This window comes from Bacteroides sp. AF39-11AC (assembly GCF_003474285.1).
GTDB lineage: Bacteria > Bacteroidota > Bacteroidia > Bacteroidales > Bacteroidaceae > Bacteroides.
Map to the genome: position 1 here is coordinate 65,537 of NZ_QROH01000013.1, position 12,366 is coordinate 77,902.

Below are 12,366 nucleotides of genomic sequence, written 5' to 3' on the forward strand. Positions count from 1 at the left end.
AATTGAATATTGAGAATTAATAGTTGAGAGCAAATAGATTATCGCTCCCAACTATTAATTATAGATTTATTCCAGATTGATGCTAAGGCCCAAACCTCTCAACTCATGCAACAATACATTGAGTGATTCAGGAATACCAGGTTGCGGCATCGGTTCACCCTTCACAATTGCTTCATAAGCTTTAGAACGACCTACAACGTCATCGGATTTGATAGTCAAAATTTCCTGCAGAATGTGCGCAGCACCGAATGCCTCAAGCGCCCAAACCTCCATTTCTCCGAAACGCTGACCACCGAATTGTGCCTTACCACCTAACGGCTGTTGAGTAATCAGAGAGTACGGACCGATAGAACGTGCGTGCATCTTATCTTCAACCATGTGACCCAACTTCAACATATAGGTAACACCAACCGTAGCATGCTGGTCAAACGGCTCACCCGTACCACCATCATACAATTTTGTCTTACCATAACGTGGCAAACCAGCCTTGTCAGTCCACTCATTCAAGTCATCCAATGTAGCACCGTCAAAAATAGGAGTTGCAAACTTAACACCCAAATTCTTACCGGCACGGCCTAATACAGCCTCGAATATCTGACCGATGTTCATACGAGAAGGCACACCCAACGGATTCAATACAATATCTACCGGAGTACCATCAGCGAGGAACGGCATATCTTCCTGACGAACAACACGGGACACAATACCCTTGTTACCGTGACGACCAGCCATCTTATCACCTACACCGATCTTACGTTTCTTAGCAATATACACTTTCGCCATCTGAATGATACCAGCAGGAAGTTCATCACCAATGGTAATAGCAAACTTCTTACGTTTCAGTTCTGCATCCAGTTCCTTATATTTCTTGATGAAGTTCATCACCAAATCACGAATCATACCATTGATACGATCGTCATTCGTCCAGTTACTCAACTGAACTGAAGTAAAGTCCAGATCACCGAAATCAGAAGGAGAGAATTTGGCACCTTTTGAAATAATATCAGCGCCCATATAATCTTTCACACCCTCCGATACATAATTTTCTGTCAATTTCAACAGCTTTCTGATCAAGACACCTCTTAAATCAGCAACTTTTGCATCGAATTCATCATCAATCTTCGGCAACAAAGCCTTATCTGCCAATTTGGAACTACGGCTCTTGATTACGCGTGAGAACAAACGCTTGTCGATAACAACACCTTTCAAAGAAGGAGAAGCCTTCAAAGAAGCATCTTTCACATCACCTGCCTTATCCCCGAAAATTGCACGAAGCAATTTTTCTTCCGGCGACGGATCAGACTCACCTTTCGGCGTAATCTTACCAATCAAAATATCACCCGGTTGGATGCGAGCACCCACACGTACGATACCATTTTCGTCCAAATCTTTAGTAGCTTCTTCACTCACATTCGGAATATCGGAAGTCAATTCTTCCATACCACGTTTCGTTTCACGAACCTCCAGCGAATATTCTTCTACATGAATTGAAGTCAATATGTCTTCACGAACTACACGTTCGTTCAATACGATAGCATCCTCATAGTTATAACCTTTCCACGGCATATAAGCTACTAACAGGTTCTTACCCAAAGCCAACTCACCTTTTTCCGTAGAATAACCTTCTGTCAAAATCTGACCCTTCGTTACACGCTGGCCAATTTCACAAATAGGACGAAGGTCAATCGTCATATTCTGGTTTGTACGACGCCATTTCGGGATACGATATTCTTTCAAAGCCGGTTCGAAACTTACAAATTCTTCGTCTTCCGTACGATCGTACAAAATACGAATAGTAGTAGCATCCACAAAGTCGATTACACCATCACCTTCAGCAGTAATCTGCGTCCGAGAATCGCGTACCAACTGGCGTTCGATACCTGTACCTACAATAGGAGCTTCACTCTTCAACAAAGGAACTGCCTGGCGCATCATGTTTGAACCCATCAATGCACGGTTAGCATCATCATGTTCCAAGAAAGGAATCAAAGATGCAGCAATAGAAGCAATCTGCTGAGGAGAAACGTCCATCAATTCTACTTCATCCGGAGTTACAACCGGATAGTCAGCATCTTGACGGGCCTTTACTTTATCACGAATGAAAGTGCCATCATCGTTCAACGGGGCATTACCCTGGGCAATAATCTTAGCTTCTTCTTCTTCCGCAGTCAAATATGCCAAACCTGCATCAGAAAGGTCTACCTTACCATTTTCAACCTTACGATACGGAGTTTCAATGAAACCAAGCACATTAATCTTAGCGAACACACACAAAGAAGAGATCAAACCAATGTTCGGACCTTCCGGTGTTTCAATCGGACAAAGACGACCGTAGTGAGTATAGTGAACGTCACGTACCTCAAATCCGGCACGCTCACGCGACAAACCACCAGGACCAAGGGCAGACATACGACGTTTATGCGTGATTTCAGCCAACGGATTCGTCTGGTCCATAAACTGGGACAAAGCATTCGTTCCGAAGAACGAGTTGATCACGGAAGAAATAGTCTTGGCGTTAATCAAGTCAATCGGAGTAAACACTTCATTATCGCGCACATTCATACGCTCACGGATCGTACGTGACATACGAGCCAAACCAATTGCAAACTGATTAGACAATTGCTCACCTACAGTACGCACACGACGGTTACTCAAGTGGTCAATATCATCCACATCAGCTTTTGAGTTAATCAACTCAATCAGATACTTGATAATCTCAATGATATCTTCCTTGGTCAGAACGCGCACATCCATATCAGTCGTCAGATTCAACTTCTTGTTGATTCTGTAACGACCTACATCACCCAAGTCATATCTCTTTTCAGAGAAGAACAGATTATTGATAACTTCACGTGCACTGGCATCATCGGCAGGGTCTGCATTACGCAACTGACGATAGATATACAGTACCGCTTCTTTTTCCGAATTACTCGGATCTTTTTGAAGCGTATTATATATGATAGAGTAGTCAGATTGATTCGGTTCTTCCTTGTGAACAAGAATGTTTTGAACGCCTGACTCTAAAATAATGTCAACATGTTCCGGTTCGATAACTGTTTCACGGTCTATAACAACCTCATTACGCTCAATAGAAACAACTTCACCGGTATCTTCGTCTACAAAATCCTCAATCCATGTTTTCAATACACGAGCCGCTAACTTACGTCCCAGCACTCTTTTGAGATTCGTCTTATTGACTTTAATGTCTTCGGCCAAATTGAAAATTTCAAGAATATCCTTATCATTCTCAAAACCGATAGCTCTCAGCAAAGTAGTAACGGGTAACTTCTTCTTACGGTCAATGTACGCATACATGACATTGTTAATATCAGTAGCAAACTCAATCCATGAACCTTTGAACGGAATGATACGGGCAGAATAAAGTTTGGTACCATTAGCATGTACGCTCTGACCGAAGAATACGCCTGGAGAACGGTGAAGCTGAGATACAACCACACGTTCCGCACCGTTGATGACGAAAGTCGCCTTATCCGTCATATAAGGAATAGGACCAAGGAATACGTCCTGAATAACGGTATCAAAATCCTCATGATCGGGATCTGTACAGTATAATTTCAATTTTGCTTTCAAAGGCACACTATAAGTAAGCCCTCGCTCTATACAATCATCAATTGTATAACGCGGCGGATCAATATAGTAGTCCAAAAACTCAAGAACAAAATTGTTTCTTGTATCGGCAATGGGGAAGTTTTCAGCAAATACTTTATACAGTCCCTCGTTCTTACGCTTTTCGGGTGGGGTATCCAGTTGTAAAAAGTCTTTGAATGACTTCAATTGTACTTCCAAAAAATCCGGATATTCAAGTGGATTTTTAGTCGAAGCAAAATTAATTCTTTGGTTTACAGTATTTGAAGACATCTGTTAATGGATTTGTAGAACTTAATTTTAAATATATACACAAAAAGGTTAAGAACCCTCTTCAGAAGGGTTCTTAACCGAATTACCTGATTTACAGGCTAATGTTATTTAAGTTCAACTTCAGCTCCAGCTTCTTCCAATGTTTTCTTCAATGATTCTGCTTCGTCTTTAGCCAAACCTTCTTTAACTACGCTAGGAGCACCGTCTACCATGTCCTTAGCTTCTTTCAAGCCAAGACCACAAGCTTCCTTCACGGCCTTAACAACCTGAAGTTTAGCTGCACCAGCGCTCTTCAATACTACATCAAAAGAAGTCTTTTCTTCAGCGGCAGCAGCACCACCAGCTGCAGGACCAGCAGCAACAGCTACAGCTGCAGCAGCAGGTTCAATACCATATTCTTCTTTAAGGATAGTTGCAAGTTCATTAACTTCTTTTACTGTCAAGTTAACTAATTGTTCTGCAAAAGCTTTCAAATCTGCCATTTTTGTATGATTTTAATTGTTTAATTACTAATTTGTTTATGAAAAATTTATTCGGGACGTTCACCAAGAGTTTTGAGAACTCCGTGAATGGTGTTTCCACCTGATTGGAGAGCAGAAATAACATTCTTGGCCGGTGACTGCAGCAAAGCAACGATATCGGCAATAACTTCATTCTTACTCTTAATACTAACGAGAGCATCCAACTGGTCAGCACCAACATAGAAGCTTTCTTCTGCATATGCAGCTTTCAGTCCGGGAATACCGTCTTTAGCTTTTGCTTTGATCAACTTAGCAGGTAAGTTGGCAGTATTACAGAACATAATAGCTGTAGTACCTTTCAAGCAACCATAAAGCGGAGAATAATCTTCTTCCAGACTTTCCAATGCTTTGTGAAGCAATGTATTCTTAATCAGCATCAATTTGATGTCTGATTTGAAACATTCTCTTCTCAACGCGCTTGTAGCAGCAGCGTTCATCGCAGTGATGTCTATCAAATAGAAGTGACTATATTCCTTTACTGTAGCAGCAATCTGCTCAATAATCGTACTTTTATCTTCCTTTCTCATTATTACTCCGTTTTATTAGATTTCTTCTACTGATTTCGGGTCAATCTTGATACCTGCACTCATTGTGCTAGAAAGATAAATACTCTTAATATATGTACCCTTGGCTGCAGTCGGTTTCAATTTATTCAAAGTAGAGATGAATTCCTTCGCATTATCACGAATTTGATCAACGCCAAATGAAACTTTACCGATAGAAGTATGAACAATACCACTCTTATCAACTTTGAAGTCGATCTTACCTTGTTTTACTTCTCTTACAGCTTTAGCAACATCCATAGTTACAGTACCACTCTTCGGGTTAGGCATCAATCCACGAGGACCGAGCACACGACCGAGTGCACCAATTTTACCCATGATAGACGGCATAGTGATGATTACATCCACATCTGTCCATCCACCTTTGATCTTTTCAATATATTCGTCAAGACCAACGTAGTCAGCTCCGGCTTCTTTTGCAGCAGCTTCAGCATCCGGTGTACAAAGCACCAAAACGCGTACAACTTTACCAGTACCGTGAGGAAGTGATACAACACCTCTCACCATCTGGTTCGCCTTACGCGGGTCAACGCCCAAACGCACGTCGATATCCAGTGAAGCATCAAACTTAGTATAGGTGATTTCCTTTACCAAAGATGCAGCTTCTTTCAGTGAGTATGCTTTCCCTGCTTCAATTTTTTCTGCAGCCAACTTTTGTTTTTTTGTCAGTTTACCCATTCTAATTGAAGTTTATTAGTTATTAACCGGGAACTCCCCTTTTACAGCGATACCCATACTTCTAGCCGTACCAGCAACCATTGTCATGGCAGCTTCTACAGTGAAACAGTTCAAGTCCACCAATTTGTCCTGAGCAATCGTACGAACCTGTTCCCAAGTAATCTCAGCAACTTTCTTACGGTTAGGCTCAGCAGAACCACTCTTTACCTTAGCTACTTCAAGCAATTGAATAGCAACGGGAGGAGTCTTGATTACAAAATCGAAAGACTTATCTGCGTAGTAAGTGATAATCACAGGAAGAATTTTTCCTGCTTTGTCTTGGGTTCTGGCGTTGAATTGCTTGCAAAATTCCATGATGTTAATACCCTTTGAACCCAAAGCAGGTCCTACGGGAGGTGATGGATTTGCCGCGCCTCCTTTAATCTGTAATTTGATTAGTCCAGCAACTTCTTTAGCCATTTTTTTATTGATTTATATATAAACATTAATCAAAGAACACTACAGCGTAACACCTGTATTATTCTTTTTCAACTTGCATAAAGCCTAATTCGAGCGGAGTTTTCCGTCCGAATATCTTTACCATAACCTTAAGTTTCTTCTTCTCGGTGTTCACTTCTTCAATGATTCCACTGAATCCACTGAACGGGCCGTAATTTACTTTCACAGTTTCACCGACTACATACGGGATGCTAAGCTCTTCAGTAGCATCCTGCAGCTCGTCCACCGTACCAAGTATACGATTCACTTCCGATTGTCTCAGGGGAACAGGTTTATCCGATCCACCTAAGAATCCAATCACATTAGGAGTATTTCTCAAGTGGTGAGCCACCTCACCAACCAGAGCTGCCTCCACCAAAACGTAACCAGGGAGATAACTTCTCTCTTTCACAATTTTCTTTCCATTGCGAACCTGATAAACCTTTTCGGTAGGAATCAATACCTGAGATACGTAATCACCAAGGTCGCTGTTTTTAATATCAGCTTCAAGGTATTCCTTCACCTTAGCTTCTTTTCCGCTAATAGCACGCAGGACGTACCATTTCTTTTCAATCTCAGACATTTTCCCTCGTTTTTAGTGTGGATAAATAATTTTCTCCATTACGTTCTGGAAACAGAAGTCCATCGCAAATACTACCAATGCAATAAGCAGGGAAGCATATAAAACAACTACTGCACTGTTAGTAAGTTCAGAATACGTAGGCCACGATACTTTATGTACAAGTTCGTCGTAAGTTTCTTTAATATAAGCTACAATCTTCTTCATTTCAAAAATATTAGCACGGGAGGAGAGGCTCGAACTCCCGACACCCGGTTTTGGAGACCGGTGCTCTACCAACTGAGCTACTCCCGTGTGAACATAATCAGTTCCCGACATACACCGGGAACTGATTAAAATATTTGGTAATTAGTCAAGAATTTCAGTAATCTGACCTGAACCTACCGTACGACCACCTTCACGGATAGCGAAACGCAAACCTACGTTCAGAGCTACCGGATAGATCAATTCTACGTTGATTTCTACGTTATCACCAGGCATTACCATTTCTGTTCCTTCCGGAAGAGTGATTTCACCTGTACAGTCCATAGTACGCAGATAGAATTGAGGACGATACTTGTTGTGGAACGGAGTATGACGGCCACCTTCTTCTTTCTTCAAAACGTAGATAGAAGCTTTGAATTTAGAGTGAGGCTTAATCTGACCCGGCTTACAAAGAACCATACCGCGCTTGATTTCATTCTTATCAACACCACGGAGCAACAAACCAACGTTATCACCAGCTTCACCCTGATCCAGCAACTTGCGGAACATTTCAACACCAGTTACAACAGATTTCTTATCTTCACCCAGACCGAGGATTTCAACTTCGTCACCTACGTGAATGATACCAGTTTCGATACGACCAGTAGCAACAGTACCACGACCAGTAATAGAGAATACGTCTTCAACCGGCATCAAGAACGGTTTATCAACATCACGCGGAGGCAGCGGAATCCAAGTATCAACAGCATCCATCAGCTCCATAACTTTATCTTCCCACTTTTCTACGCCATTCAATGCACCAAGAGCAGAACCACGGACAATAGGAGTATTGTCACCGTCGAATTCGTATGCAGCCAACAGTTCGCGCATTTCCATTTCAACGAGTTCCAACATTTCTTCGTCATCAACCATATCACACTTGTTCATAAACACAACAAGCTTCGGTACGTTTACCTGACGAGCCAACAGGATATGCTCACGAGTCTGAGGCATCGGACCATCAGTAGCAGCAACTACGATGATAGCACCATCCATCTGAGCAGCACCTGTTACCATGTTCTTTACGTAGTCGGCGTGACCCGGACAGTCTACGTGAGCATAGTGACGGTTAGCAGTTTCATACTCTACGTGTGAAGTATTGATAGTAATACCTCTTTCTTTTTCTTCAGGAGCATTATCGATCTGATCGAAAGATTTAACCTCTGAAAGACCTTTCTTTGCCAACACTGTAGTGATAGCAGCTGTTAACGTGGTTTTACCGTGGTCAACGTGACCGATTGTACCGATGTTTACGTGCGGTTTTTTACGTTCGAATTTCTCTTTAGCCATAGCTTTACTTGTTATTTATTTGATTAATAATCAGCATTTACATATTCATGAGCTGTTACCGGGATTTGAACCCGGGACCTCTTCCTTACCAAGGAAGTGCTCTACCGCTGAGCTATAACAGCAAGGAGAAAAGAGGTGTGGGCAAAGATGGATTCGAACCACCGAAGGCGTAAGCCAGCAGATTTACAGTCTGCCCCATTTGGCCACTCTGGTATTTGCCCTTACAGTTAAATAAAGAACTCTTTTTCCTTATTGTTTTTTTGAGCCTCTTGTCGGATTCGAACCAACGACCCCGAGATTACAAATCACGTGCTCTGGCCAGCTGAGCTAAAGAGGCAATTACTCAAAAAATGCAACCGTTACGTTCTAGTGCGAGCGAAACGGCTGCAAATTTAGGCATTTATTTCTTTTCCGCAAAATTTTAGCGAAATTTTATTTGCTCCGTTGTTTTTCCTTGTACTTAACCAGCTGTTTTTCTACGGCTTCGACACTTAAATCGACTGCCTCTTCAAACGTATCACAGATCTTGCTTGCGTAAAAATCGCCGTTAGGCACAATCACCTTTACGCCGGCTTCTTTATTTTCTGCGGTTTCTGGTTTAACTACCTTTAATGACACCTCTACTTTCTTTATATCATCGTAATACTTCTCCAATTTTGCAACTTTCTTCTGAATAAAGACTTGCAATTGCTCTGACGCATCAAAGTGAATTGATTGAATTCTTACTTCCATACTTACCTCCTTACTTTTAGGCCCGAGGATGAGCCAGGTTATACACTTTTTTAAGTTCTTCAAAAGTAGTATGCGTATAAACCTCCGTAGTCGCCAAACTCTCGTGACCGAGAAGTTCTTTTATAGCTCCGAGTTCTGCATCATGATTCAGCATAGTCGTAGCAAAAGTATGCCTCAACACATGAGGACTACGCTTCTTCAACGTTACTACCTTTGACAGGTTTCGTTTCACTAGATTTTCAACAATACTGCGAGAAAGGCGTTCCCCATTCTCCCGGACAAAGAATGCATCCGTCCGAACCGGAACTGCTTCATTTCTAACATCGACATACTCCGTCATTGCAATTTTCAACTCTTCGCCAAAAGGTATCAAACGCTGTTTATTTCGTTTCCCCGTCACTTTAATAAGTGAAGAAGAGAAATCCACATCTTTATTGTCCAATCCTATCAATTCTGAAAGTCTCACGCCCGTGACATAAAACATCTCAATAACCATACGATCACGACATCCCTTAAAGCCTTCACCGAAATCCACCTCATCCAACAACCTATCCATATCACTCTCCCGAAGAAAAGCAGGTAACGGCTTCTTGTTTTTAGGCCCCGTTATCTTTTGCAATGGATTCACTGCCACTTCACCCTTCCTTAAAAGGAATTTATAAAATGACCTGAGCGAACTTAGCTTCCGGTTTATTGAAGTAGAAGTATATCCCCTGTCCATTAAAGAAACAATCCATTCACGAACAAGTTCAGTCTTTACTTCCGATGGAGCCGAATCTCCAACTTCTTCTCTCGCAAACTCTTCAAACTGACGCAAATCTTCCCGATAAGACTTTATAGTCTCTTCGGAATAATTCCGTTCGTACTGAAGATAGTCAAGAAAAGAGTCTGTCAACCACATATATCGCTACATCAAAAATCATGCAACGAATGTATGAAAAGAATTCAATAATTCAAAGGAAATTACGAATTATTAATCTTCTACTTGCTGAAGTTTTTGTACGTAAACTGCACGTTCTTTCTTAAGTCTGTTAACCACAGACGGTTTGTCAAACTGCTGTCTGCTTCTTAATTCCTTAACGATACCAGTTTTCTCGAATTTTCTTTTAAATTTCTTCAGCGCTTTCTCAATGTTTTCGCCTTCTTTTACAGGTACTACAATCATTTTCTTTTTATTAAAATGTTAATGGTTTAAAAATCTCACGATTAAATTGAGCGGCAAAATTACACATAGTTTCTTTATCCACAAAACTTTCCGCCAAAAATTCTATAAAAAGAAGAAAGATTATCCCAACAAGAAAGCTCTCAGCCCCAGAGGAAAAGCAGACATACAGGACATATATCAGCAAAGAAGTTGACCGCGTCCCGTATCCAATCCGTGTCTCATCCGTATCTGCTCCATGTCTATATGCTTGGAGTTGGTACGGAGTTGACACGGTGTTGGTACGAAGTTGGTACGGCGTTGGTACTGTCTGTGCATCAAAAAAGGCATTGTTTTCCTGCTATCAACGGACAAAGTACAGTAATCGGCAAAAGATATTCAAAGAAAGTGAGTATCTTTGAGGGATGAATGTTATACCTATATATAAATAGTATATGAGCCAGACAATAAACAATCGGATACAAGCCTTACGGGCTTTGTTCAGTCAAGAGGGCATACAGGCCTTCATTATTCCAAGTACGGACCCACATCTGAGTGAATATGTTGCTCCTCACTGGAAATCCCGGGAATGGATTTCCGGTTTTACAGGTTCCGCAGGAACCGTTGTCGTTACTACCACTAAAGCAGGATTATGGACTGATTCACGCTATTTCCTCCAAGCTGCCCAACAGTTGGAAGGTACTGAAATAGAGTTATACAAAGAAATGCTTCCCGAGACACCCGATATCTCCACATTTTTAAGTATGCAATTAGCTCCCGGTGACACCGTAGGTATTGATGGGAAAATGTTTTCTGCAGAAGCTGTGGAGGACATGAGAGTTAAATTACAGAAACACCGGATACGGCTGAAAAGTATTTCAGATCCGTTAGAGCAATTATGGGCTGACCGACCGCCAATGCCGGAAGATCCAGCCTTTATCCATGAAACAAAATATGCAGGAAAAAGCAGCACAGAAAAAATTTCCATTATCCGGGAAGAGTTGAAAAAGTGCAATGCCAAAGCATTATTCCTGTCGGCTCTGGACGAAATTGCATGGACACTTAACCTACGCGGCAGTGATGTACATTGCAATCCTGTAGTTGTCAGCTACCTATTGATTGAAGAACAACATACACACTTTTTCATCCAACCACAAAAGATTACCCCTGAGGTTACCGACTATCTAAAAGAAATAGGAGTAAGTCTGCACCCTTATGAAGAAGTGGAAACATACCTCAACCGGATAAATGTGGATAGCCTGCTCATTAATCCGGCTAAAACAAATTACGCCATGTATTCGGCTGTCAACCCCAATTGCAGAACCATTCATGGTGCTTCCCCGGTTACTCTGCTGAAAGCAATTCGTAACGAACAGGAGATAGCCGGAATACACGCAGCAATGCAACGAGACGGAGTAGCTCTGGTCAAATTCCTGAAGTGGCTGGAAGAGGCAGTCCCCACCGGCAAAGAAACCGAGATAAGTGTAGACAAAAAGCTGCATAACTTCCGTGCCGAACAGGATTTATACAGGGGAGAAAGCTTTGACACCATTGCAGGGTACAAAGAACATGGGGCAATCGTACATTACGAAGCGACTCCCGAAACAGATGTTCCTCTAAAGCCTGAAGGTTTTCTGCTACTAGATTCCGGCGCACAATATCTGGACGGAACCACAGATATTACACGTACGATTGCCTTAGGCAAACTAACTGAAGAAGAGAAAACAGACTATACATTAATATTAAAAGGGCACATCGCACTGGCAATGGCTAAATTTCCTGTTGGTACACGCGGAGCACAACTGGATGTACTGGCGCGTATGCCGATATGGCAACGAGGAATGAACTTCCTGCATGGTACAGGACATGGTGTAGGCCATTTCCTGAATGTACACGAAGGTCCTCAGAGTATCCGGATGAATGAAAACCCGGTACCCCTGCAACTGGGTATGCTGACATCCAACGAACCGGGCGTATACAAAGCAGGAAGTCATGGAATCCGGACGGAAAATCTGGTTCTGGTAGTTCCTGCCGGAGAAGGAATGTTCGGCAACTATCTACAATTCGAGACCGTAACCCTTTGCCCTATCTGTAAAAAGGGAATTATTAAAGAACTGCTCACTACCGAAGAAATCGCATGGCTCAACAGCTATCATCAAACTGTATATGAGAAATTATCGCCAAGCCTGAACAAAGAAGAACAGGCATGGTTGAAGGAAGCAACAAGTAAATTATAACCACTAAATAGTAACCAGTATACAA

Annotated in this window: 13 protein-coding genes and 4 tRNA genes; 1 reads left to right on the plus strand and 16 read right to left on the minus strand. The window is 41.9% G+C overall.

The features are described from left to right. Positions 1 to 66: 66 nt before the first annotated feature. The 16 genes from rpoB to DW036_RS25675 form a co-directional block, all read right to left on the minus strand. Positions 67 to 3,879 (minus strand): DNA-directed RNA polymerase subunit beta, encoded by a 3,813-nt coding sequence (rpoB, locus tag DW036_RS23265; RefSeq protein WP_118466393.1) that lies wholly within the window; start codon positions 3,877 to 3,879, stop codon positions 67 to 69. A 104-nt stretch (positions 3,880 to 3,983) separates the two neighbouring features. Then, positions 3,984 to 4,361 carry a 50S ribosomal protein L7/L12 gene (gene rplL / locus DW036_RS23270; protein ID WP_007662129.1) on the minus strand — a complete coding sequence of 126 codons (378 nt, stop codon included), beginning with the start codon at positions 4,359 to 4,361 and terminating at the stop codon, positions 3,984 to 3,986. Positions 4,362 to 4,408: 47 nt separating this feature from the next. Further along, the gene (rplJ, locus tag DW036_RS23275; protein WP_007662127.1) at positions 4,409 to 4,927 is read right to left on the minus strand and encodes a 50S ribosomal protein L10; all 519 of its coding nucleotides are present in this window, start codon (positions 4,925 to 4,927) and stop codon (positions 4,409 to 4,411) included. A gap of 15 nt (positions 4,928 to 4,942) precedes the next feature. Then, positions 4,943 to 5,641, minus strand: coding sequence for a 50S ribosomal protein L1 (gene rplA / locus DW036_RS23280; protein WP_007662125.1), 699 nt, complete (start codon positions 5,639 to 5,641; stop codon positions 4,943 to 4,945). Between the two features lie 15 nt (positions 5,642 to 5,656). Further along, positions 5,657 to 6,100 carry a 50S ribosomal protein L11 gene (rplK, locus tag DW036_RS23285; protein WP_118421707.1) on the minus strand — a complete coding sequence of 148 codons (444 nt, stop codon included), beginning with the start codon at positions 6,098 to 6,100 and terminating at the stop codon, positions 5,657 to 5,659. A 58-nt stretch (positions 6,101 to 6,158) separates the two neighbouring features. Next, on the minus strand, positions 6,159 to 6,701 hold the full coding sequence (nusG, locus tag DW036_RS23290; RefSeq protein WP_007662121.1) for a transcription termination/antitermination protein NusG: 543 nt from the start codon (positions 6,699 to 6,701) through the stop codon (positions 6,159 to 6,161). Positions 6,702 to 6,713: 12 nt separating this feature from the next. Next, positions 6,714 to 6,905 carry a preprotein translocase subunit SecE gene (secE, locus tag DW036_RS23295; protein ID WP_007662120.1) on the minus strand — a complete coding sequence of 64 codons (192 nt, stop codon included), beginning with the start codon at positions 6,903 to 6,905 and terminating at the stop codon, positions 6,714 to 6,716. A gap of 14 nt (positions 6,906 to 6,919) precedes the next feature. Beyond that, a tRNA-Trp gene (locus tag DW036_RS23300) sits at positions 6,920 to 6,992 on the minus strand. A 54-nt stretch (positions 6,993 to 7,046) separates the two neighbouring features. Continuing rightward, positions 7,047 to 8,231, minus strand: coding sequence for an elongation factor Tu (tuf, locus tag DW036_RS23305; RefSeq protein WP_118466394.1), 1,185 nt, complete (start codon positions 8,229 to 8,231; stop codon positions 7,047 to 7,049). Positions 8,232 to 8,281: 50 nt separating this feature from the next. Beyond that, positions 8,282 to 8,353: transfer RNA gene (locus tag DW036_RS23310), tRNA-Thr, on the minus strand. Between the two features lie 16 nt (positions 8,354 to 8,369). Next, a tRNA-Tyr gene (locus DW036_RS23315) sits at positions 8,370 to 8,452 on the minus strand. Between the two features lie 42 nt (positions 8,453 to 8,494). Next, positions 8,495 to 8,568: transfer RNA gene (locus tag DW036_RS23320), tRNA-Thr, on the minus strand. Between the two features lie 95 nt (positions 8,569 to 8,663). Next, complete coding sequence (gene hpf, locus DW036_RS23325; RefSeq protein WP_118466395.1) at positions 8,664 to 8,963, minus strand: ribosome hibernation-promoting factor, HPF/YfiA family; 300 nt, start codon at positions 8,961 to 8,963, stop codon at positions 8,664 to 8,666. A gap of 16 nt (positions 8,964 to 8,979) precedes the next feature. Beyond that, a complete protein-coding gene (xerC, locus tag DW036_RS23330) occupies positions 8,980 to 9,864 on the minus strand; it encodes a tyrosine recombinase XerC (RefSeq protein WP_118466396.1) in 885 nt (294 codons plus the stop codon). A 72-nt stretch (positions 9,865 to 9,936) separates the two neighbouring features. Next, entirely contained in the window at positions 9,937 to 10,128 is a 192-nt protein-coding gene (gene rpsU / locus DW036_RS23335) for a 30S ribosomal protein S21 (protein WP_007662115.1), read from the minus strand. A gap of 177 nt (positions 10,129 to 10,305) precedes the next feature. Beyond that, the gene (locus DW036_RS25675) at positions 10,306 to 10,446 is read right to left on the minus strand and encodes a hypothetical protein (protein ID WP_158585990.1); all 141 of its coding nucleotides are present in this window, start codon (positions 10,444 to 10,446) and stop codon (positions 10,306 to 10,308) included. Between the two features lie 113 nt (positions 10,447 to 10,559). On the opposite strand from DW036_RS25675, the gene DW036_RS23340 reads away from it, so the two are divergent. Further along, positions 10,560 to 12,341 carry an aminopeptidase P family protein gene (locus DW036_RS23340; RefSeq protein ID WP_118466397.1) on the plus strand — a complete coding sequence of 594 codons (1,782 nt, stop codon included), beginning with the start codon at positions 10,560 to 10,562 and terminating at the stop codon, positions 12,339 to 12,341. The last annotated feature ends 25 nt before the right edge of the window (positions 12,342 to 12,366 follow it).

What these genes read in the sequence shown, in the direction of transcription:
- nusG (WP_007662121.1), bottom strand. Translation starts at nt 6,701, where the DNA reads ATGTCTGAGATTGAAAAGAAATGGTACGTCCTGCGTGCTATTAGCGGA.
- hpf (WP_118466395.1), bottom strand. Translation starts at nt 8,963, where the DNA reads ATGGAAGTAAGAATTCAATCAATTCACTTTGATGCGTCAGAGCAATTG.
- DW036_RS23340 (WP_118466397.1), top strand. Translation starts at nt 10,560, where the DNA reads ATGAGCCAGACAATAAACAATCGGATACAAGCCTTACGGGCTTTGTTC.
- xerC (WP_118466396.1), bottom strand. Translation starts at nt 9,864, where the DNA reads ATGTGGTTGACAGACTCTTTTCTTGACTATCTTCAGTACGAACGGAAT.
- secE (WP_007662120.1), bottom strand. Translation starts at nt 6,905, where the DNA reads ATGAAGAAGATTGTAGCTTATATTAAAGAAACTTACGACGAACTTGTA.
- rplK (WP_118421707.1), bottom strand. Translation starts at nt 6,100, where the DNA reads ATGGCTAAAGAAGTTGCTGGACTAATCAAATTACAGATTAAAGGAGGC.
- rpoB (WP_118466393.1), bottom strand. Translation starts at nt 3,879, where the DNA reads ATGTCTTCAAATACTGTAAACCAAAGAATTAATTTTGCTTCGACTAAA.
- rpsU (WP_007662115.1), bottom strand. Translation starts at nt 10,128, where the DNA reads ATGATTGTAGTACCTGTAAAAGAAGGCGAAAACATTGAGAAAGCGCTG.
- rplA (WP_007662125.1), bottom strand. Translation starts at nt 5,641, where the DNA reads ATGGGTAAACTGACAAAAAAACAAAAGTTGGCTGCAGAAAAAATTGAA.
- rplL (WP_007662129.1), bottom strand. Translation starts at nt 4,361, where the DNA reads ATGGCAGATTTGAAAGCTTTTGCAGAACAATTAGTTAACTTGACAGTA.
- rplJ (WP_007662127.1), bottom strand. Translation starts at nt 4,927, where the DNA reads ATGAGAAAGGAAGATAAAAGTACGATTATTGAGCAGATTGCTGCTACA.
- tuf (WP_118466394.1), bottom strand. Translation starts at nt 8,231, where the DNA reads ATGGCTAAAGAGAAATTCGAACGTAAAAAACCGCACGTAAACATCGGT.